The organism is Streptomyces sp. NBC_01689, assembly GCF_036250675.1.
Lineage (GTDB): Bacteria > Actinomycetota > Actinomycetes > Streptomycetales > Streptomycetaceae > Streptomyces.
In genome coordinates, this window is record NZ_CP109592.1 from 6,916,152 (window position 1) to 6,937,015 (window position 20,864).

Annotated in this window: 19 protein-coding genes and 1 riboswitch; of the genes, 15 read left to right on the forward strand and 4 right to left on the reverse strand. The window is 70.2% G+C overall.

The window, feature by feature from the left end; all coding sequences use genetic code 11:
* Positions 1-23 precede the first annotated feature (23 nt).
* The 4 genes from ctaC (at position 24) to OG776_RS29525 (ending at position 4,533) form a co-directional block, all read left to right on the forward strand.
* Positions 24-983 (forward strand): aa3-type cytochrome oxidase subunit II, encoded by a 960-nt coding sequence (ctaC, locus tag OG776_RS29510; protein WP_148013630.1) that lies wholly within the window; start codon positions 24-26, stop codon positions 981-983.
* Positions 980-2,716: an aa3-type cytochrome oxidase subunit I gene (ctaD, locus tag OG776_RS29515; protein WP_329322797.1), complete on the forward strand. Its 1,737-nt coding sequence runs from the start codon at positions 980-982 to the stop codon at positions 2,714-2,716. Before ctaC ends, ctaD begins: the two co-directional genes overlap by 4 nt.
* Positions 2,713-3,111 (forward strand): cytochrome c oxidase subunit 4, encoded by a 399-nt coding sequence (locus tag OG776_RS29520; RefSeq protein ID WP_148013629.1) that lies wholly within the window; start codon positions 2,713-2,715, stop codon positions 3,109-3,111. Before ctaD ends, OG776_RS29520 begins: the two co-directional genes overlap by 4 nt.
* A gap of 156 nt (positions 3,112-3,267) precedes the next feature.
* Entirely contained in the window at positions 3,268-4,533 is a 1,266-nt protein-coding gene (locus OG776_RS29525) for a L,D-transpeptidase (RefSeq protein ID WP_148013628.1), read from the forward strand.
* A gap of 86 nt (positions 4,534-4,619) precedes the next feature.
* Here OG776_RS29525 and OG776_RS29530 read toward each other — a convergent pair whose 3' ends face one another.
* Complete coding sequence (locus tag OG776_RS29530) at positions 4,620-5,021, reverse strand: hypothetical protein (protein ID WP_148013627.1); 402 nt, start codon at positions 5,019-5,021, stop codon at positions 4,620-4,622.
* 193 nt (positions 5,022-5,214) lie between these two features.
* Between OG776_RS29530 and ctaE the strand changes: the two genes are divergently transcribed.
* The 6 genes from ctaE (at position 5,215) to OG776_RS29560 (ending at position 12,632) form a co-directional block, all read left to right on the forward strand.
* The gene (gene ctaE / locus OG776_RS29535) at positions 5,215-5,835 is read left to right on the forward strand and encodes an aa3-type cytochrome oxidase subunit III (protein ID WP_148013626.1); all 621 of its coding nucleotides are present in this window, start codon (positions 5,215-5,217) and stop codon (positions 5,833-5,835) included.
* Positions 5,836-5,899: 64 nt separating this feature from the next.
* Positions 5,900-6,709, forward strand: coding sequence for a cytochrome bc1 complex diheme cytochrome c subunit (qcrC, locus tag OG776_RS29540; protein ID WP_148013625.1), 810 nt, complete (start codon positions 5,900-5,902; stop codon positions 6,707-6,709).
* On the forward strand, positions 6,706-7,770 hold the full coding sequence (qcrA, locus tag OG776_RS29545) for a cytochrome bc1 complex Rieske iron-sulfur subunit (protein WP_148013624.1): 1,065 nt from the start codon (positions 6,706-6,708) through the stop codon (positions 7,768-7,770). The genes qcrC and qcrA overlap by 4 nt, the downstream gene beginning before the upstream one ends.
* Complete coding sequence (gene qcrB, locus OG776_RS29550) at positions 7,767-9,404, forward strand: cytochrome bc1 complex cytochrome b subunit (RefSeq protein WP_148013623.1); 1,638 nt, start codon at positions 7,767-7,769, stop codon at positions 9,402-9,404. The genes qcrA and qcrB overlap by 4 nt, the downstream gene beginning before the upstream one ends.
* 141 nt (positions 9,405-9,545) lie before the next feature.
* Positions 9,546-10,610: an anthranilate phosphoribosyltransferase gene (gene trpD / locus OG776_RS29555; protein ID WP_148013622.1), complete on the forward strand. Its 1,065-nt coding sequence runs from the start codon at positions 9,546-9,548 to the stop codon at positions 10,608-10,610.
* Positions 10,611-10,967: 357 nt separating this feature from the next.
* A riboswitch (SAM riboswitch) is annotated at positions 10,968-11,084 on the forward strand.
* Positions 11,085-11,267: 183 nt separating this feature from the next.
* Complete coding sequence (locus OG776_RS29560; RefSeq protein WP_148013621.1) at positions 11,268-12,632, forward strand: aminotransferase class V-fold PLP-dependent enzyme; 1,365 nt, start codon at positions 11,268-11,270, stop codon at positions 12,630-12,632.
* Between the two features lie 112 nt (positions 12,633-12,744).
* Here OG776_RS29560 and OG776_RS29565 read toward each other — a convergent pair whose 3' ends face one another.
* A complete protein-coding gene (locus OG776_RS29565; RefSeq protein ID WP_148013620.1) occupies positions 12,745-13,026 on the reverse strand; it encodes an Lrp/AsnC family transcriptional regulator in 282 nt (93 codons plus the stop codon).
* Positions 13,023-13,754 carry a rhomboid family intramembrane serine protease gene (locus tag OG776_RS29570; protein WP_148014103.1) on the reverse strand — a complete coding sequence of 244 codons (732 nt, stop codon included), beginning with the start codon at positions 13,752-13,754 and terminating at the stop codon, positions 13,023-13,025. The genes OG776_RS29565 and OG776_RS29570 overlap by 4 nt, the downstream gene beginning before the upstream one ends.
* Positions 13,755-13,884: 130 nt before the next feature.
* Between OG776_RS29570 and OG776_RS29575 the strand changes: the two genes are divergently transcribed.
* From OG776_RS29575 to OG776_RS29595, 5 genes are all read left to right on the forward strand, one after another.
* Positions 13,885-14,124 carry a hypothetical protein gene (locus OG776_RS29575; RefSeq protein ID WP_148013619.1) on the forward strand — a complete coding sequence of 80 codons (240 nt, stop codon included), beginning with the start codon at positions 13,885-13,887 and terminating at the stop codon, positions 14,122-14,124.
* A gap of 34 nt (positions 14,125-14,158) precedes the next feature.
* Positions 14,159-15,508: an NYN domain-containing protein gene (locus OG776_RS29580; RefSeq protein WP_148013618.1), complete on the forward strand. Its 1,350-nt coding sequence runs from the start codon at positions 14,159-14,161 to the stop codon at positions 15,506-15,508.
* Positions 15,509-15,905: 397 nt separating this feature from the next.
* Positions 15,906-16,946 carry a C40 family peptidase gene (locus tag OG776_RS29585; protein ID WP_148013617.1) on the forward strand — a complete coding sequence of 347 codons (1,041 nt, stop codon included), beginning with the start codon at positions 15,906-15,908 and terminating at the stop codon, positions 16,944-16,946.
* Positions 16,947-17,169: 223 nt separating this feature from the next.
* Complete coding sequence (locus OG776_RS29590; protein WP_148013616.1) at positions 17,170-18,201, forward strand: C40 family peptidase; 1,032 nt, start codon at positions 17,170-17,172, stop codon at positions 18,199-18,201.
* 32 nt (positions 18,202-18,233) lie between these two features.
* Complete coding sequence (locus OG776_RS29595) at positions 18,234-19,430, forward strand: hypothetical protein (RefSeq protein ID WP_148013615.1); 1,197 nt, start codon at positions 18,234-18,236, stop codon at positions 19,428-19,430.
* 59 nt (positions 19,431-19,489) lie between these two features.
* Here the strand turns inward: OG776_RS29595 and OG776_RS29600 are convergent, their stop codons facing one another.
* A complete protein-coding gene (locus OG776_RS29600; RefSeq protein ID WP_148013614.1) occupies positions 19,490-20,722 on the reverse strand; it encodes a glycosyltransferase 87 family protein in 1,233 nt (410 codons plus the stop codon).
* Positions 20,723-20,864: the final 142 nt, after the last annotated feature.

Genomic DNA, 20,864 nt, shown 5'->3' on the forward strand with positions numbered 1-20,864 from the left:
CGAGACTCTCGGGAAGGCGCTACGTGAGTCCCAACGGCTCCGACCGCTCGCCGCGGCGCCCGATGCGGCGGAAGCTGCTGCAGGCAATGACAGCGGGCCTGGTCCTGGCGACCGCCACCGGTTGCACATACAAGGACTTTCCCCGCCTTGGTATGCCCACCCCGGTCACGGAGGAGGCTCCGCGGATCCTCTCCCTCTGGCAGGGCTCGTGGGCGGCCGCGCTCGCCACGGGCGTGCTGGTCTGGGGCCTGATCCTGTGGAGCGTCGTCTTCCATCGGCGCAGCCGCACCAAGGTCGAAGTTCCCCCGCAGACCCGGTACAACATGCCGATCGAGGCGCTGTACACGGTGGTCCCGCTCATCATCGTCTCGGTGCTGTTCTACTTCACCGCCCGGGACGAGACGAAGCTCCTCAGCCTCGACAAGAAGCCCGACCTCACGGTCAACGTGGTCGGCTACCAGTGGAGCTGGGGCTTCAACTACATCGAGAACGTCCCCGGTGTCACCGGCGACGCGAAGACCGACAAGAACCTGGACGCCATTCCGGACCGGTTCAAGACGGACTTCCCGGCCGGTGCCGGCGGTGTCTACGACGCCGGTACGCCCGGCGAGCGGAACCCCCAGACGAACAACCCCGGTCCGACCCTCTGGCTCCCCAAGGGCAAGACGGTCCGCTTCGTCCTCACTTCGCGTGACGTCATCCACTCCTTCTGGGTGGTGCCGTTCCTCATGAAGCAGGACGTCATCCCGGGCCACACCAACTCCTTCCAGGTGACTCCCAACAGGGAAGGCACCTACCTGGGCAAGTGCGCCGAGCTGTGCGGCGTCGACCACTCCCGGATGCTCTTCAACGTGAAGGTCGTCTCGCCCGAGCGCTACGAGGCTCACCTCAAGCAGCTCGCGGCCGAGGGGCAGACCGGTTACATCCCGGCCGGCATTGAGCAGACGGGCCACGAGAAGAACCGGGAGACGAACAACCTGTGAGCATCCTCAACGAACCCCAGGGTGCCGCGGACGCCGACGACTCGTACGAGAACGAGCTGCCGGTGCGGCGCAAGCAGCCGGGCAATGTCGTGATCAAGTGGCTGACCACCACTGACCACAAGACGATCGGCACGCTCTATCTGGTCACGTCGTTCGCGTTCTTCTGCATCGGCGGCGTCATGGCGCTGCTCATGCGCGCCGAGCTCGCGCGGCCCGGACTGCAGATCATGTCGAACGAGCAGTTCAACCAGGCGTTCACGATGCACGGCACGATCATGCTGCTGATGTTCGCGACGCCCCTGTTCGCCGGTTTCACGAACTGGATCATGCCGCTGCAGATCGGCGCGCCCGACGTGGCGTTCCCGCGGCTGAACATGTTCGCCTACTGGCTCTACCTCTTCGGCTCGCTCATCGCGGTCGGGGGCTTCCTCACCCCGCAGGGCGCGGCCGACTTCGGCTGGTTCGCGTACTCGCCGCTCTCCGACGCGGTCCGCTCGCCCGGCGTCGGCGCCGACATGTGGATCATGGGTCTGGCCTTCTCCGGCTTCGGCACCATCCTCGGCGCGGTCAACTTCATCACCACGATCATCTGCATGCGCGCTCCCGGCATGACGATGTTCCGTATGCCGATCTTCGTGTGGAACGTGCTGCTCACCGCCGTGCTGGTGCTGCTCGCCTTCCCCGTCCTGGCGGCGGCCCTGTTCGCCCTGGAGGCGGATCGAAAATTCGGGGCACATGTCTTCGATGCGGCCAACGGCGGGGCATTGCTCTGGCAACACCTCTTCTGGTTCTTCGGCCATCCAGAGGTGTACATCATCGCCCTACCGTTCTTCGGCATCATCTCGGAAGTCATCCCCGTCTTCTCGCGCAAGCCGATGTTCGGCTACATGGGCCTGATCGGCGCGACCATCGCGATCGCGGGCCTGTCCGTGACCGTGTGGGCGCACCACATGTACGTCACCGGCGGTGTACTGCTGCCGTTCTTCTCCTTCATGACGTTCCTCATCGCCGTACCGACCGGCGTGAAGTTCTTCAACTGGATCGGAACGATGTGGAAGGGCTCGCTGTCCTTCGAGACACCGATGCTCTGGGCGACCGGCTTCCTCATCACGTTCACCTTCGGCGGTCTGACCGGCGTCATCCTGGCCTCGCCCCCGATGGACTTCCACGTCTCCGACTCGTACTTCGTGGTGGCGCACTTCCACTACGTGGTGTTCGGCACCGTGGTCTTCGCGATGTTCTCCGGCTTCCACTTCTGGTGGCCGAAGATGACGGGCAAGATGCTCGACGAGCGGCTCGGCAAGATCACCTTCTGGACGCTGTTCGTGGGCTTCCACGGCACGTTCCTCGTCCAGCACTGGCTGGGCGCCGAGGGCATGCCGCGTCGTTACGCCGACTACCTCGCGGCCGACGGCTTCACCGCCCTCAACACGGTCTCGACGATCTCCTCGTTCCTGCTCGGCCTGTCGATCCTGCCGTTCCTCTACAACGTCTGGAAGACCGCCAAGTACGGCAAGAAGGTCGAGGTCGACGACCCGTGGGGCTACGGCCGTTCGCTCGAATGGGCGACGTCCTGCCCGCCGCCGCGCCACAACTTCCTCACTCTGCCGCGGATCCGCAGTGAATCCCCGGCGTTCGACCTCCACCACCCGGAGATCGCGGCTCTCGACCAGCTCGAGAACTCCGGTCACGGTTCGGCGGCCCTGGCCGGCGGGAAGGGGGCCGGCAAGTGAAGGTCCAAGGCAAGATGTTCCTCTGGCTGGCGGTCTTCATCCTGATCATGGCCATCGTGTACGGCCTGTGGTCGAAGGAGCCGGCCGGCACCACGGCGCTCTTCCTGGGCTTCGGCCTGAGCGTCATGATCGGCTACTACCTGGCCTTCACGGCCCGGCGGGTCGACCAGCTGGCGCAGGACAACAAGGAGGCCGACGTCGCGGACGAGGCCGGTGAGGTGGGGTTCTTCGCCCCGCACAGCTGGCAGCCGCTCGCGCTCGGCATCGGCGGCGCCCTCGGCTTCATGGGCGTCATCTTCGGCTGGTGGCTGCTGTACTTCTCGGCCCCGCTGCTCCTGATCGGTCTGTGGGGCTGGGTCTTCGAGTTCTACCACGGTCCCAACCGGACCCAGTAGGACCCGGCGGCCCGCGCCGCACGCGGGACACCCTTTACACCAGAGAACCCGGACTCTCCGTCAGGAGGGCCCGGGTTCTCCGCGTGTCACGCGCGATGTCCCCCGGTCGGCTCACCCGCCGTGCCGTCGCGGCCGGCCGTTCATAGCGTGAAACCCATGAACCACGCACCGCGAATCCGCACGGTCGTCAGCTGCGCCACGCTGGTGGTTGCCTTCGGCGCGGCCACGACCGCCTGCGGCTCAGACAGTCATCCGCTGGCGGCCAAGCCGTACGACGCGGCGGGCCTGATCTCCTTCAACGGTCCGGTCGAGGGCGACAGCAGCAAGGTGGACCCGGACAAGCCGCTCGAGATCACCGTCAATGACGACGACGAGCGCATCACCGATGTGACGGCCACGGACGCGTCGGGCCGGTACGTGGCGGGCGAGCTCGCCGCCGACGGCACCCGCTGGCACAGCACCTCGGCCCTGGCCGCAGGCACCCACTACACGGTGCAGGTGAGCACGGAGGACGAGGACGGCGCCCAGGGACGCAAGTCCATCGGCTTCGACACCACCACGCCCAAGGCCAAGAAGACCCTCGGCGTCACCTTCGGGCCCGACGCGGGCGAGTACGGCGTCGGACAGCCCGTCACCGCCCAACTCAGCGCCCCCGTCAAGGACAAGGCCGCCCGCACGATCGTCGAGCGGGCCCTGCGGGTGGACTCGACGCCCGCGGTGGAAGGGGCCTGGCACTGGGTGGACGACAAGACCCTGCACTACCGCCCCAAGGAGTACTGGCCCGCCCACGCCACCATCCAGGCGCACAGCAACCTCAAGGGCGTCAAGGTCCGCGAAGGGCTCTGGGGCGGCGACGCGAAGCCCCTGACGCTCACCACCGGCGACCAGCTCGTCGCCCTCACGGACGCCGGCACGCACGTCATGACGGTGTACAAGAACGGCGCCGTGATCAACAAGATCCCCATCACCACCGGCAAGCCCGGCTTCGAGACGCGCAACGGCGTCAAGGTGGTGCTCAGCAAGGAGTACGTCGTACGGATGCGCGGTACCACCGTCGGCATCGCCGAGGGTTCCGCCGACTCCTACGACCTGCCCGTGTACTACGCGACCCGGGTCACCTGGAGCGGCGAGTACGTCCACGCGGCGCCCTGGTCCGTGGGCTCCCAGGGATACGCCAACGTCAGCCACGGCTGCACCGGCATGAGCACCAGCAACGCGGCGTGGTTCTTCAACCACGTACGCGTGGGCGACATCGTGAAGGTCGTCAACTCCAACGGCGCCCAGATGGCGGCGTTCGACAACGGGTTCGGTGACTGGAACGTCTCGTGGGCGAACTGGCGCAACGGCAGTGCCCTGATGGTCGGCACCCCCGACGGCCCGCCGGCGGCGGAGAGGGCGCGGCTGCGACCCGAGTCCGTCTGAGACGGCGCCGCGGCCCCGCGCCCCGTCGGGGGCGCGGGAGACGGTGTGCCGGGCCCCAGGCGGCCCGCACCCGCCGCGGCGGGAACTCAGGCGCCGAGCAGGGCCTTGCGGCGCAGCAGGGAGGCCAGCGAGGCGGCGAACTCCACCGGGTCGACCGGCAGCGTCACCGCGGCGTCCGCACGGCTCCAGGTGGCCAGCCAGGCGTCCTGGGGCCGTCCGATGAGCACGAGCACGGGCGGGCAGTTGAAGATCTCGTCCTTGATCTGCCGGCAGACACCCATGCCGCCCATCGGAACCGCCTCGCCGTCCAGCACGCAGACGTCGATGCCGCCCCTGTCCAGCTCCTTCAGGACCGCGGCGGGCGTCGCGCACTCGATGAACTCGACCTGGGGAACGTCGGAGGCCGGTCTGCGGCCTGTCGCCAGCCGCACCTGCCCCCGGGTGTGGGAGTCGTCACTGTAGACCAGCACCGTGGCGGTCGGCTGCATTGTTCCTCCACGCATCTGAGAAGCACCGCATTGATCGGGAACTCCTGGTACCGATGGCGCGGATGCTACTCCTTCAAACACCTCGTCAACACCGGTTCGGACAGGGCTTCGATGGGCCATACGGGCTGGACACACCCCCCAGACCCCCCGAACGGCACCCCCCGGCGTGAGGGCGGGATAAGCGACCGACATAATGTCGGTCGTGGCGACAGCAACGACAGTAGAAACCGGGCACGCGCACCCGTCGGTCAATCGACCGAACCTCACCAGCGTCGGAACCATCATCTGGCTGAGTTCCGAGCTGATGTTCTTCGCGGCCCTCTTCGCGATGTACTTCACCCTGCGATCGGTGACCGGACCGGACCACTGGAAGGAGATGGCGGGCCATCTCAACTTCCCGTTCTCCGCGACGAACACCACGATCCTGGTGCTCTCCTCCCTGACCTGCCAGCTCGGCGTGTTCGCCGCCGAGCGCGGGGACGTGAAGAAGCTCCGGATGTGGTTCACCGTCACGTTCGTGATGGGTGCGATCTTCATCGGTGGTCAGATCTTCGAGTACACCGAACTGGTCAAGAAGGACGGGCTCTCGCTCTCCTCCGACCCGTACGGCTCGGTGTTCTACCTGACCACCGGCTTCCACGGCCTGCACGTGACGGGCGGCCTCATCGCCTTCCTGCTGGTCCTCGGCCGCACCTACGCGGCCAAGAGGTTCACTCACGAGCAGGCGACCGCCGCCATCGTCGTGTCCTACTACTGGCACTTCGTCGATGTCGTCTGGATCGGCCTCTTCGCCACGATCTACATGATCAAGTAATCGGGCCCGCAGCCCGAAACATCCAGAAGCATCGACGCAGAAGATCCTGACACCGGGGTAATCCGTGAAAAAGCTCTCCGCACGACGACGCCATCCGCTGGCGGCGGTCGTCGTCCTACTCCTCGCGCTGGCGGCCACCGGGGGGCTGTACGCCGCGTTCGCACCCGCGAGCAAGGCGCAGGCCGACACCACCGCCCAGTCCCTTGCCATCGACGAGGGCAAGAAGCTCTACTCCGTGGGCTGCGCAAGCTGCCACGGGACCGGCGGTCAGGGCTCCTCCGACGGGCCGAGCCTGGTGGGAGTGGGCGCCGCGGCGGTCGACTTCCAGGTCGGCACCGGCCGCATGCCGGCCCAGCAGCCGGGCGCGCAGATCCCGCGCAAGAAGGTCATCTACTCGCAGGCCGAGATCGACCAGCTCGCGGCGTACATCGCCTCGCTGGGCGCTGGTCCCACGGTCCCGACGAAGAGCCAGGTCAGCCCGGAGGGCGCGGACATCGCCAAGGGCGGCGAGCTGTTCCGCACCAACTGCGCGCAGTGCCACAACTTCACCGGCAAGGGGGGCGCGCTGACGCACGGCAAGTTCGCGCCGAGCCTTGAGGGTGTCGACCCGAAGCACATCTACGAGGCCATGCAGACCGGCCCGCAGAACATGCCCTCCTTCCCCGACACCACGCTGTCGGAGAAGAACAAGAAGGACATCATCGCGTACCTCGACGCGGTCAACGGTGACAACACCGAGAGCCCGGGCGGTCTCGAGCTGGGCGGCCTCGGGCCGGTCAGTGAAGGCCTCTTCGGCTGGATCTTCGGTCTTGGCGCCCTGGTCGCCGTCGCCGTCTGGGTCGCCGCTCGGACCGCAAAGGCCAAGAAGTCATGAGTAGCCAAGACATTCCAGAAGAGAACCTGCCCGCTGAGCAGGCCGACGCGCACGGTCACGGCGCAGTCGCCGTCGCGAACGAGGACAACCCGTTCGCGGACCCGGGACTGCCGCCCCACGAGCACCGCATCCAGGACATCGACGAGCGGGCCGCCAAGCGGTCCGAGCGTGTGGTCGCGATGCTGTTCACGCTGTCGATGCTGGCCACCGTGGCCTTCATCGCCTCCTACGTGACGATCCCGAACGACAAGTCGATCTTCGTCTTCCCGCTCGGGCACATCAGCGCGCTGAACTTCGCGCTGGGTATGACGCTCGGTGTGGCGCTCTTCTCCATCGGCGCGGGCGCGGTCCACTGGGCCCGCACCCTGATGTCCGACGTGGAGATCGCCGACGAACGTCACCCGATCGAGGCGGAGCCCGAGGTCAAGGCCAAGGTTCTGGCCGACTTCAAGCAGGGCGCCAAGGAGTCCGCGCTCGGCCGTCGCAAGCTGATCCGCACCACGATGTTCGGCGCGCTGGCCCTGTTCCCGCTCTCCGGTGTCATGCTGCTGCGCGACCTCGGTCCGCTGCCGGGCACCAAGCTGCGCCACACGATCTGGTCCAAGGGCAAGCTCCTCGTCAACATGAACACGAACGAGCCGCTGCGTCCCTCCGACATCGCCGTCGGCTCGCTCACCTTCGTCAAGCCCGAGGGCCTGGAGGAGAAGGACGAGGACTTCCAGCAGGAGATCGCGAAGGCCGCCGTGATGATCGTCCGGCTCCAGCCGGAGAACATCAAGGACAAGCGCGAGCTCGCCTGGTCGCACGAGGGCATCGTGGCGTACTCGAAGATCTGCACCCACGTCGGCTGCCCGATCTCCCTGTACGAGCAGCAGACGCACCACGTGCTCTGCCCCTGCCACCAGTCCACCTTCGACCTCTCCGACGGTGCCCGAGTGATCTTCGGCCCGGCCGGTCATGCCCTGCCGCAGCTGCGCATCGGTGTGAACGACGAGGGCTACCTCGAGGCGCTCGGCGACTTCGACGAGCCCGTCGGTCCTGCCTTCTGGGAGCGCGGATGAGCACTACGACCACCTCCGACTCGCGCTCGCGCGAGAAGGCGCCCGCCGGTGAGCGGGTGGCCGACTGGGCCGACGGCCGCCTGGGGATCTACTCCCTGGCCAAGGCCAACATGCGCAAGATCTTCCCCGACCACTGGTCGTTCATGCTGGGTGAGATCTGCCTGTACAGCTTCCTCATCATCATCCTCACGGGTGTGTATCTGACGCTGTTCTTCCACCCGTCGATGAACGAGGTGGAGTACCACGGCAGCTACGTCCCGCTGCAGGGTCAGCTGATGTCCGAGGCGTTCAACTCGACCATGCACATCTCCTTCGAGGTGCGCGGTGGTCTGCTGATCCGGCAGATCCACCACTGGGCGGCGCTGATCTTCCTCGCCGGCATGTTCGTGCACATGATGCGCGTGTTCTTCACGGGCGCGTTCCGCAAGCCGCGCGAGGTCAACTGGCTGTTCGGCTTCCTGCTGTTCGTCCTGGGCATGTTCACCGGCTTCACCGGTTACTCGCTCCCGGACGACCTGCTCTCCGGCACCGGTGTCCGCTTCATGGAGGGCGCGGTCCTGTCCGTGCCGATCGTCGGCACGTACCTCTCGTTCTTCCTCTTCGGCGGTCAGTTCCCGGGCGGCGACTTCGTGGCCCGCTTCTACTCCGTGCACGTGCTGCTGCTGCCGGGCATCATGCTCGGCCTGGTCGTCGGCCACCTGATCCTGGTCTTCTACCACAAGCACACGCAGTTCGCGGGCCCCGGAAAGACGAACAACAACGTCGTCGGCATGCCGCTGCTGCCGGTCTACATGGCGAAGGCCGGAGGCTTCTTCTTCCTGGTCTTCGGTGCCATCGCGGCCATCGCGGCGATCGCCTCGATCAACCCGATCTGGTCGCTCGGCCCCTACCGGCCCGACATGGTCTCCACGGGCGCCCAGCCGGACTGGTACATGGGCTTCTCCGAGGGCCTGATCCGTGTCATGCCGGGCTGGGAGATCAACCTCTGGGGTCACACGCTCGTCCTGGGCGTGTTCATCCCGCTGGTCATCTTCCCGCTGGTCCTGGTCGCGATCGCGGTCTACCCGTTCATCGAGGGCTGGGTCACCGGCGACAACCGCGAGCACCACATCCTGGACCGCCCGCGCAACGTCCCCACCCGTACCGCCTTCGGCGCGGCCTGGATCAGCTGGTACTTCGTCCTGCTGGTCGGTGGCGGCAACGACATCTGGGCCACGCACTTCCACCTGTCGATCAACTCGATCACCTGGTTCGTCCGGATCGCGTTCTTCGTCGTGCCGGTGCTGGTCTTCATCGCCACCAAGCGGATCTGCCTCGGCCTCCAGCGCCGCGACAAGGAGAAGGTGCTGCACGGCCGCGAGTCGGGCATCATCAAGCGCCTGCCGCACGGTGAGTTCATCGAGGTGCACGAGCCGCTCGGCCAGGAGGCCCTGCACACGCTCACCGCGCACGAGCAGTACCAGCCCGCCGAGATCGGCCCGGTGGTCGACGAGAACGGTGTCGAGCGCAAGGTCAACGGCGCGCAGCGGCTGCGTGCCAAGCTCAGCAAGGGCTTCTACGGGGAGAACAGCCAGATCCCCAAGCCCACGGTCGAGGAGTACGAGGAGATCACGAGCGGCCACGGCCACCACTGATCCTCCGGCCGGTCCTCACCGGTCCCGCTGATCGCCACGGCAGGAGCCCCCGTCCATTGCCCGGACGGGGGCTCTTTGCCGTGCCCGGTGCTGGATAGGGTGGACCCTGCTTGTACGTGTCTACGAACCCAGGAGCGGCATATGAGTGCTGTGACCCCCGCTGGAGGCGACATCGCGGCGGGCCGTTCCTGGCCCGCGGTGCTGAACGGCCTGCTCGACGGCCGGGACCAGAGCGCGGACGACACCGCCTGGGCGATGGACCGGATCATGAGCGGCGAGGCGACGGACGCGCAGATCGCCGGCTTCGTGGTGGCGCTGCGGGCCAAGGGCGAGACCGTCGAGGAGATCACCGGCCTGGTCCGCACGATGTACGCGCACGCCAAGGTGATCGAGGTGCCGGGGGAGACCGTCGACATCGTCGGTACGGGCGGCGACGGCGCGAAGACGGTGAACATCTCCACGATGTCGTCGATCGTGGTGGCCGGGACCGGCACGAAGGTCGTCAAGCACGGCAACCGGGCCGCGTCCTCGGCGTCGGGTGCCTCCGACGTCCTGGGGCAGCTCGGCGTCAATCTGGAACTGACGCCGAAGCGGGTGGCCGAGGTGGCCGAGGAGGCCGGGATCACCTTCTGCTTCGCGGTGAAGTTCCATCCGGCGCTGCGTCATGTGGCGGCGGCGCGCGGACAGCTGGGCATCCGGACCGTCTTCAACTTCCTCGGCCCGCTGACCAACCCCGCGCGGGTCAGGGCGCAGGCGGTCGGTGTCGCCGACGCCCGGATGGCGCCGATCATGGCCGGCGTCTTCGCCGAGCGCGGCAACTCGTCGCTGGTCTTCCGCGGTGACGACGGGCTGGACGAGCTGACCACCACGGCGACGTCGAGGGTCTGGGTCGTACGGGACGGCAAGGTGACCGAGGAGCGGTTCGACCCGCGGGACGTCGGTCTCGACCTCGTCCCCGTGGAGGCCCTGCGGGGCGCCGACGCGTCCTACAACGCGGAGGTCGCCCGCCGCGTCCTGGACGGCGAGCGAGGGCCCGTACGGGACGCCGTGGTGCTGAACGCGGCGGCGGCGCTGGTGGCGTTGTCCCCGACGGACGCGCCGCTGGTGGACCAGGTCCGTGCCGCGATGGTGAGGACGGCCGGGGCCATCGACTCCGGTGCGGCGCGTGCCGCGCTGGACCGGTGGGTGGCGGCCACGAACGCGTAGCCCGCGGGCCGGGTAGAGGGGCCCTCAAGCCCGGAGGGGCTGGACGGTGGGCGTCGGCCTTCGTGCTGCCGGGGGCTGCCGCCCCCGGACCCCCGCATCGGCCTGGACGGCCTCGTCCTCAAGCGGCGCCGGACGGGCTGGTTGTGCGTGGGTGGCGGGCGTCGGTCTTCGAGCGTGGGCGGGCATCTCCGGCCCGTCCGGCGTTCGAGGTCGAGGCTCCGTGCGAGGGCGGGGGTCCAGGGGGCGCGGCGCCCCTGGCGGGAGCCCCTGGTACGAGAGGGCTCGGGCAGGGGGGCGTGTACCGCCATGTGGACTCCGGGTTGCGTCCGGAAGACCGTGTGGCAGGATGCGGTATCAGGTCATGAGCGACAGCCATCAGGCCCCGGCCGGCTGTCCGGCAACCCTCCGTCCGTGGCGGGGTGCCCCGGGTGAAGACCAGGCCGTAGGCAGCGAGGTCTGCGGCAAGCGCGGACCCCTCGAGCATCCCAGGGGTCCTGGTCGTTCGAGGGAGCCTTCTGTGAGCAAGCGAATGCGCTAGGGCGTAGAGCCCCGCCTCCGCACACCCCTTTTCACCCTCACCTGCGCCGGGCGGCGCGCGGCGTACCCCGCTACGCCCCCGCTCGCGCGGTGCTTCCGCCTGCCTCACAGGAGTGCGCCATGTCTGTCTCCACCGCTGCCGTCGACCAGTCCGTCTGTGCCCCGCTGCCCGTTCTGGGCCGTGATGTGACCGTCCCGCTCGTCACCGGCGGCGAGGTCACCTACGCCGCCCTCGACTACGCCGCGAGCGCCCCGGCCCTCCAGCGCGTCTGGGACGACGTCGCCGCGTACGCCCCGTACTACGGCAGTGTGCACCGCGGAGCGGGCTACCTCTCGCAGCTGTCCACCGATCTCTTCGAGAACGCCCGCGGGACCGTCGCGGAGTTCCTGGACTGCCGGGACGACGACCAGGTCGTCTTCACCCGGTCGACGACCGACTCGCTCAACCTGCTCGCCGCCACCCTGCCGGCCGACTGCCAGGTCTTCGTGTTCGAGACCGAGCACCACGCCTCGCTGCTGCCGTGGCAGGACGCCCGGGTCAGCTACCTCGACGCGCCCCGTACCCCGCGGGAGGCCGTCGCGGCCCTGGAGCGCGCCCTGGCCGGCCGCCGCGACCCGCACGGACCCGCCCTCGTCTGCGTCACCGGGGCCTCGAACGTCACCGGCGAGCTGTGGCCGGTGCGCGAGCTCGCCGCCGCAGCCCACGCCCACGGCGCCCGGATCGTGCTGGACGCGGCTCAGCTCGCCCCGCACCACCCGGTGTCCGTCCGCGACCTCGACGTGGACTGGGTCGCCTTCTCCGGGCACAAGCTCTACGCGCCCTTCGGCTCCGGTGTCCTCGCCGGCCGCTCCGACTGGCTGCGCGCCGCCGAGCCGTACCTGGCCGGGGGCGGCGCCAGCCGCAAGGTCGCCCGGCGCGCGGACGGCGGTGTCGACGTCGAGTGGCACGAGAGCGCGGCCCGGCACGAGGCCGGGTCCCCCAACGTGATCGGCGCCTACTCCATCGCCTCCGCCTGCAAGGCGCTCGCCGAGGAGGGCTTCGACCGGATCGTCGCCCGCGAGCGGCACCTGATCCGCACGGTCCGCGAGGGCCTCGCCGAGGTGCCCGGGGTGCGCGTGCTGTCCCTGTTCGGCGACGACGCGCCCCGGGTCGGTGTCATCTCGTTCGTCGTGGAGGGCTGGAACAGCTCGCACTTCGCGGCGGCGCTCTCCGCCGAGTACGGCATCGGGGTGCGGGACGGGCTCTTCTGCGCGCACCCGCTGCTGCGCACGCTGCTCGGCAGCGACCCGCAGACCCAGGGCGAGTGCGGGGCCCCCGAGGCCGCGCCCGGCGAGAAGTCCCTCAACGCGATCCGCGTCAGCTTCGGGGCGGGCACCCCGGACGAGCACGTGGAGCGTTTCGTGCGCGCCGTGAAGGAGCTCGTGCGGGACGGCGCGCAGTGGCGCTACCGCACCGAGGGCGGTCGCTGCGTGCCCGCGGTCTGACCCGGGTCCCCCCTCGGGCGGTGTGGCGCGGGTCGCGGGACCGGTCAGGAGTCGCGGCCGGTCAAGGGTCGCGGTCGGCCATGGGGCGCGGCCGGTCAGGAGTCCGGGCCGGTCAGGAGTCCAGGCCGATCGCGAAGGCCGCCTCCAGGTCGTGCTGCGAGTACGTGCGGAAGGCGACGTGGGTGTCGGTGCCCTCCACCCCGGGGATCTTGCTGATGCTGCCGGGGATGACGTCCGCCAGGTCGTCGTGGGCCTTGACCCGGACCATGGCGATCAGGTCGTACGTGCCGGTGACGGAGAAGACCTCGCTGACACTGTCGAGGGCGGCGATCGACTCGGCGATCTCGGGGATCCGGTCCACGCTGGTCTTGATGAGCACGATCGCGGTGATCACGGCTGGTTCTCTCCCTCGGGGGCCGCTGCTGGGACTTTCACTCTAGTCGGCCCCCGGAAGCGCACCCACGCGTAGAGGAAGCCCAGCGAGAAGCCCACCAGATGGGCCAGATAGGCGACCCCGGGACCCGAGGGGCTGCGGCCCGCCGCCAGCCACTGCAGCGCCGCCCAGAACGGCAGCACGATCCAGGCCGGGAAGCGCAGCGGCAGGAAGAACAGGAACGGGAAGAGACTGGTCACCCGGGCCTTGGGGAAAAGGTAGAGGAACGCTCCGAGGACCGCGGAGATCGCTCCCGAGGCACCGACCAGGGTCTGTTCGGAGGTGGAGTTGGCGACCGCGTAGCCGACCAGCGCGAGATAGCCGCAGCCGACGTAGAAGAGGGCGAACTCGAAGTGGCCCATGCGCTCCTCGGTCATGGCCCCGAAGACGTAGAAGAAGAGCATGTTGCCCAGGAGGTGGAGCCAGCTGCCGTGGATGAACAGGGCCGTGGCGGGCGTCAGCAGGGCGCCCGGGGTCCCCGCGAGGAGCTCGGCGGGCACCACGCCCCAGCGCCGGAAGTAGGCCCGCTGCGCGACGAGCAGCTCGTCCCCGGTGCCGTAGGTCGGATTGAACCCCGACGCCGGGCCGATCACGAAGATCACGCAGCACAGGACGATCAGCCCGTACGTCACGGGCGCGGACTGGGCCCGCACCGTCCTGCCGACCGTCGTACTCCAGTTGCCGATCATGTTGCAGAGCATGACGTAACCGGACCGATGCACGCAGAGTGCCTCGCCGCTGCGGACGGCCGAGCGTCGAGTACCCGCCAGGCCGTAGGGTTACGAGCCACACGGACACCAGAAGGAAAGCGACTGCCACATGACGGTTCCCCTTCCGACCACCGAGACCCGCTGGCGCTGCACCCTGTGCGGCAATCTGACGCGCTTCGACGTGACGCGCTCGTCGAAGGTCGTCGAGTACGTGCACCTCGACCTGGCCGGCGAGCCGAGCGTGGAGGAGCGCGAGGTGGTCAGTGAGACCATCGAGTCGGTGCGCTGTCGCTGGTGCAACGCGGTGGATCAGGTGGAACTGGTGGACAGGCCGGGCGCCGGCTCCTGAGGGAGCGGGCCCCGCACGGACGATGGAGCGAGGGATGGCGGAGACCACGGATGGGGAGCCGGACGACGGCGCCGCCGAGGTGCTCGACCGTCCGCTGCCCGACGGCGTGCGCCGCCGCGTCGTGCAGATCGTCTCCGACGGGTTCGGCGGCCTGACCGTCGCCGAACTGCCGGTTCAGCTGAGACAGTACGCGCGGTTCGCCGCGAACCGGCGGGCGAAGTTCGCCGGCAACGCGATGGCCGCCGCACTGGAGACCGACCCGCTCTTCCGGCAGCGTATCGGGGAGAAGCTCAGAGAGGCGCAGCCGGAGCTCGTGGGCGCCCTCGACTCCGGTGCGCCGCCCCCGGCCGCGGACCCGCTGGACGTGGCGGCCGCGGCCTATGTGCTGCGCCCCACGGGCTGGGTGAAGCTGGTGACCGCCGCGGGCGAGGAGGCCCTGCGGGCGGACGCCGAGCGTGCCGACGAGGAGAGCCGCGCGGAGCTGGAGCGGCTGCGGGAGGAGCTCGCCGAGGCGCGCGCCCAGACCAGGGCCGAGACCGAACGGCTGCGCACCGAGCTGGAGTCCGCGAAGAAGGAGTCGGAGTCGCTGCACCGCAAGCTGCGCGGTGCCCTCAGCGACGTCAAGCGGGGCGAGGCCGCGCTGCGCAAGCTGCACGCCGAGACGGACACCGCGCGGGCGGAGGGGCAGGCCCAGGTGTCCGCCGCGGAGAGCGAGACCCGGCGGCTCAAGACCCGGCTGGCCGAGGCCGAGGCGGCCCTGGAGGCCACCCGCAGGGCGGCCCGCGAGGGTCGCAGCGTCGAGGACATGCGCGTCCGGCTGCTCCTGGACACCGTGCTGGACGCGGCACAGGGGCTGCGGCGCGAACTCGCCCTGCCACCCGTGTCCGTACGGCCCGCCGAGACCGTGGACGCGGTCGAGCCGGGACGGATGACCCCGAAGGACATCGCCGCTCGCGCGCTCTCCGAGAACGACCCCGCGATCCTCGACCAGTTGCTCGCGCTGCCGCAGGCGCACCTGGTGGTCGACGGGTACAACGTCACCAAGACCGGTTATCCGCAGATGCCGCTGGAGAAGCAGCGGCTGCGACTGCTGGGGCAGCTCTCCCAGCTCGCCGCGCAGACCGGCGCCGAGGTCACCTGCGTCTTCGACGGGGCGGAGCTGGCGGCGCCGGTGCTGCTCGCGCCGCCGCGCGGGGTGCGGGTGCTGTTCTCCAAACCCGGCGTCACCGCTGACGAGTTGATCCGCCAGCTGGTGCGCGCCGAGCCGCCCGGACGGCCGGTCATCGTGGTCTCCACCGACCGTGAGGTCGCCGACGGGATCGCCAAGGCGGGCGCCCGCCCGGTCGCCTCCGTGGTGCTCCTGAAGCGTTTCTCGCGCGGTTAGCCGGGAGTTCACCCCTGGTCCGCCGGGCGTTGCCCCGGGGGCCGTCGGCCGAGCGCGTCCCCCGGCGCGGGCGGGGTGTCCGCCCCCGGTCCGCGAACCGCCTCCCGCGTCCCGGAGAACTCGTCCGTCCCATCTGTGACGTCCGGGCGGGATGGCCCGTTTGGTGAGACCTTCACGCAACGTAGTGTCAATCGCGCATCACTGCACGTGAGTTGAGTGCAAAGAATGCGCTCGGTGACCGAGATTTTTCAGGTTTGGATTTGAACTGATCACAGGAAGGTCACTAGGGTCTGGCCTCGAACCTCCGCTCGGGTGATCACTCATAGGGAGTGACGGCGGAGGGGCACCGCCCGTCGGCGTCTCGGCAGGCGGCTGAAGGAAGAAGGAGCTCGCCTTCGTGGCGTCCCACCGTCGACCCAAGCAGCCGAGCCGCACCCGCGTGACCGTGCTCACCACCGCCGCCGCGGCAGCCGTGGCCCTCAGCGCCAACGCCGCCAACGCCGCGCCCAGCGAGAAGCCGAGCAAGGACGAGGTCAAGTCCAAGGTCGACGCCCTCTACGAGCAGGCGGAGAAGGCCACCGAGAAGCTGAACGGGGCCAAGGAGAAGCAGGACAAGCTGGAGAAGCAGATCAGCACCCTGCAGGACAACGTCGCCCGCGGCCAGGAGGACCTCAACGAGCTGCGTGACGGCCTGGGTTCGATGGCCAGCGCCCAGTACCGCACCGGCGGCATCGACCCGTCCGTGGCGCTCTTCCTCTCCTCGAACCCGGACGACTACCTGGACAAGGCGTCCGCGATGGACCAGCTGAGCAGTCAGCAGGTCGAGGCGATGAAGAAGGTCCAGTCGAAGCAGCGCGAACTCGCCCAGCAGCGCCAGGAAGCGTCCGCGAAGCTCAAGGACCTCTCCGACACCCGCGCGGAGCTCAAGAAGAAGAAGCAGGAAGTCCAGGGCAAGCTCGCCTCCGCGCAGAAGCTGCTCAACTCCCTGACGGCCAAGGAGCGGGCGGCCCTCGCGGCCCAGGACCAGGAGCGGGCCACCCGGGCCAGCGAGCGCGTCGACCTCGGCAACTCCAAGGCCGCCTCCGGGCGGGCCGGCGCCGCGTTCGCCGCCGCCCAGGGCATGATCGGCCGCCCGTACGTCTACGGCGCCACCGGCCCGAGCTCCTTCGACTGCTCCGGCCTCACCTCCTGGGCCTACGCTCAGGCCGGCGTCTCCATCCCGCGGACCTCCGAGTCGCAGGCCAACATAGGCACCCGTATCTACTCGCAGAGCGATCTGCAGGTCGGTGACCTGGTCTTCTTCTTCGGTGACCTGCACCACGTCGCCCTCTACGCGGGCAACGGCCAGGTGCTGCACGCCCCGCGTACCGGCACCGTCGTGCGCTACGAGTCGATGAGCACCATCGGCGGAGCGTTCCAGTTCGGCGTCCGGGTCTGATCCCGGTCCCGGACCTCTTCGGGAACCTCCCCGGTTCGCCGCCCAAACGGGCGAATCACGACAACTCCCGCTGACCCCGCGCCCCGTCGGTGACCTGCGTCTCCGGCGGGGCGCCGTGTCGCGCGCCGCCGGAGGTCTTTGGCCGGTGCGTAGTCGCACGGCTACTGTCTGCCGCGTTTCCCCCGATTCCGGGGGACCGTCAGCGGAAGGGAGAGCGGCTACCGTGGGTTCCCATCGCCGCCGTGCGCCGTCCGGGTCCGACCGGGTCGCCGGCACGCCCGGCATCGCCGGTATCACCGCCACCGTGATGTCCGTGGCCGCCGCGGCCCTCGGCGCCGTACCGGCCGCCGCGGCACCGCAGGACGACACCCGGGCCGAGGTGGACCGCCTCTACACGCAGGCGGAGAAGGCCACCGAGGCGTTCAACAAGGCGGGCGAGCGCGCCGGTTCACTGCGCCGGGAGGTCCACACGGCGCAGGACCGGATCGCCCGCCAGCAGGAACGCATCAACACGATGCGGGACGCGCTCGGTTCACTCGCCGGGGCCCAGTACCGCTCCGGCGGACTCGACCCCTCCCTCGCGCTGCTCTTCTCCGACGACCCGGCCGAATACCTCGACAAGGCCGCCGTGCTGGACCGGATCTCCGCACACCAGGCGGGCGAACTGGACGACCTCCAGCTCGCCATGCGCGACCTCGCCCAGGAACGGGAGGAGGCCACCGCGAAACTCGCCGCGCTGGAGCGGACCAGCCGGGCCGTCGCCCACCACAAGCGGACCGTCGAGCGGAAACTCGCCGAGGCGCGCCGGCTGCTCAACGCGATGCCCGACGCGCTGCGCGAGGCCTACGACCGCGCCTCCCGCTCCGGACGCCCCGGAATCCCCGACCTCGGTGGCGCCGTGCCCTCCTCGGGACGGGCCGCGGCGGCCCTCGCGGCGGCCCGCTCCGCGCTCGGCCGCCCGTACGTGTGGGGCGCCAACGGGCCCGGCGGCTTCGACTGTTCGGGCCTCATGCAGTGGTCGTACGCGCGGGCCGGGGTCGGCCTGCCGCGCACCTCGCAGGAGCAGCGGTACGCCGGACACCAGGTGCCGCTCTCCCAGGCCCGGCCCGGCGACCTGGTCACCTACCGGTCGGACGCGAGCCATGTGGCGATGTACGCGGGCAACGGACAGGTGATCCACGCGCCCTACCCCGGGGCCGCGGTCCGCTACGACCCGGTGGGCATGATGCCGATCTCGTCCGTGACGCGGGTCTGACCACACCGCCGCACCGCCGTACGATCGGGAACGTGGCAGGTCGAGGGCGTGCGTCGCGGGCAGGGTGTGCCCTGGTGCTGCTGCTCGGCGTGCTGGCGGGCTGCGGCGGACGTCCGGCCGCGGACACCGCGGCCGCCGAGGTGCAGCGGGTCCTCGACCGGCGGGCCGCCGCGGTCCTCCACCGGGACGAGGCGGCGTACCGCGCCACCGAGGAACCCTCCGGCGGGGTCGCCGGGTTCAGGGCGCTGCGCGCCGTCCCGCTGGCCGCCTGGTCGTACCGGCTGACGGACCTGCGCCGGTCCGGGGAGCGGGCCACCGCCGACGCGGAGCTGCGCTACCGCGTCGAGGGGTACGACAGGGCTCCCGTCACGGTCCCCCGGACGCTGCGCCTCGTCCACGACGGCGGGGGGTGGCGGGTCGCCTCCGACACCCCCGTGAAGAAGTCCGGCCGGCAGTTGTGGGAGCAGGGCACCGTGACGGCCGTACGAGGGGCCCACAGCCTCGTCCTGGGGGTCGGGCAGACCGTGGGGCGGCTGCGGTCCTACGCGGCTCTCGCGGACCGCGCCGTGCCCGCCGTCTCCGAGGCCTGGGACACGGACTGGTCCGGGCACGTCGTCGTCCTCGTGCCGAAGTCGCTGGAGGGCATGGCGGGGCTGCTCGGCGCGCCGGCGTCGAGCTACCGGGGGATCGCCGCCGTCACCACCGGCGAGGCCGGCGGTTCGGCGAAGGCGCCAGCGGACCGGATCATCGTCAACCCCGAGGCGTACGGCGTCCTCGGCGACCTCGGCAAGCAGGTCGTGCTGACCCACGAGACCACGCATGTCGCCACCCGGGCCCACACGACCGCCGCCACCCCGCTGTGGCTGTCCGAGGGGTACGCGGACTGGGTGGGCTACCGCGGCAGCGGGCGCACGCCGGTGCAGGCGGCACCGGAGCTGCAGCGGGCGGTGCTGGACGGCCGCTCCCCGGCCGCACTGCCGGCGGACGGGGATTTCGGCTTCACCGGGGACGCCGCGCGGCTGGCCCGGGCGTACGAGGGCGGCTGGATGGCGTGCCGGCTGATCGCCGACCGCTGGGGCGAGGTGCGGCTGGACGACTTCTACCGGGCGGTGGGAGACCACGGGAAGCGGACGGGGGCCGTGGCGGATGCGCTGCGGGACGTGCTGCACACGACACCGGAGCGATTCACCGCGCAGTGGCGGACCTATCTGCGCGACCAGCTCGGCTGAGACCGTCCCGACGGCACCCCGGGCCGCCGAGACCCTGCCGACGGTGCCCCCGCCCGCCGTCAGGACGGACTCAGGGACTCCGGAGCACGGGTGGCCCGCGCGGGCAGGGCCGGGGCCGGGTGCGTCACCGTGCCCCACCACAGCGCGCGGGCGGCCAGCAGCGCGGCGGCCACCAGCAGCCCGTCGCGGGCGGCGAGCAGGGTCACGCCCAGCCAGTCGCTGATCACCACATGCGAGAACCAGACCGGGAACTCCAGCACGGTCGCCGCGCAGGCGCCCAGCACCATCCCCACCGGGACCGCCATCCGGCTGCCGCGGAAGCACAGACAGACCGCGCCGGTTCCGACCAGCCACACCATGTACTGCGGGCTGATGACCCGGCTGGTGGCGGTGAACATCAGGACCGCCGTGAAGGCGGCGTCGGCGAGGGTGTGCGACCGCATGCGGCCGCTGCGCAGCCGCCACAGCAGCAGCCAGCCCAGGGCGGCCGCCGTGAGCGTCAGGGCCGCCGCGCTCACCAGGTCGACGTACGGGCCGAGAAACTCCACCGAACCGTAGTTGAGCAGCACCTGGCCGCTCCAGCCGAAGTGCCGGGCCACGTGGAAGACCAGGGAGCCCAGCGACTCCACCTCGGTGCCGCGGTCCCGCTGGGAGGCGAGAAAGGAGAAGGCACCCGGTATCACCGCCCAGAACAGCAGCGCGATCCCGCCCGCGGTCACCGCCGCCGCGGCCCACGCGCGGCGCTTCACGGCTCCGGCGAGCAGCAGGACCGGCCACACCTTCAGCAGCGCCCCGAAACCCGCGAGAGCCCCCATCACGCGCGGGTGCCGGGCCCCCGCGAGCAGGGCCGCGACCGCCACCGCCGTCACCATCACGTCGTAGCGGGCGTAGACGGTCGGGCCGAGCAGCGGGAGGCCGGCCACCCACACCCAGGCACCGCGCGGCGTCCTGCCGGGGCGCACACCGGCGTACCGGAGCAGCGCGAACACCACCAGGTCGGCGAGGAGGGCCAGGACGAAGAAGGCGGACGGATAGTCGAGGAAGGGCAGCAGCGCGGGGGAGAGGATCGCGAGCGACGCGGCCGGCGGGTACTGCCAGGCCACGTCGTCGAGCGGGAAGGTGCCGGCGCGCAGGATCTCGTACCAGCCGTGGTAGATCACCGAGACGTCACCGGTGACGTCCGGGCCGGGCAGCACGAACACCCGGAGGACGACGAGCAGCACCACCAGCCTGGTCAGGCACCACGCCCCGAGCGGTCCGTACGGGAACCCCGCCCCCCTTGCGCCCTTCATGCCCACCTGGCCCTCGTCCGTCCCGGTCCGCGCGGTTTCGCGTGGGGCCATGATGGCGGGCCGCACCGGGCGAGAGCCACGAAGCGGGGCCGTGCGCCGGGGAGTGTGCCGGACGCGAACGGCCGGCGGGGTTCCGTTACTG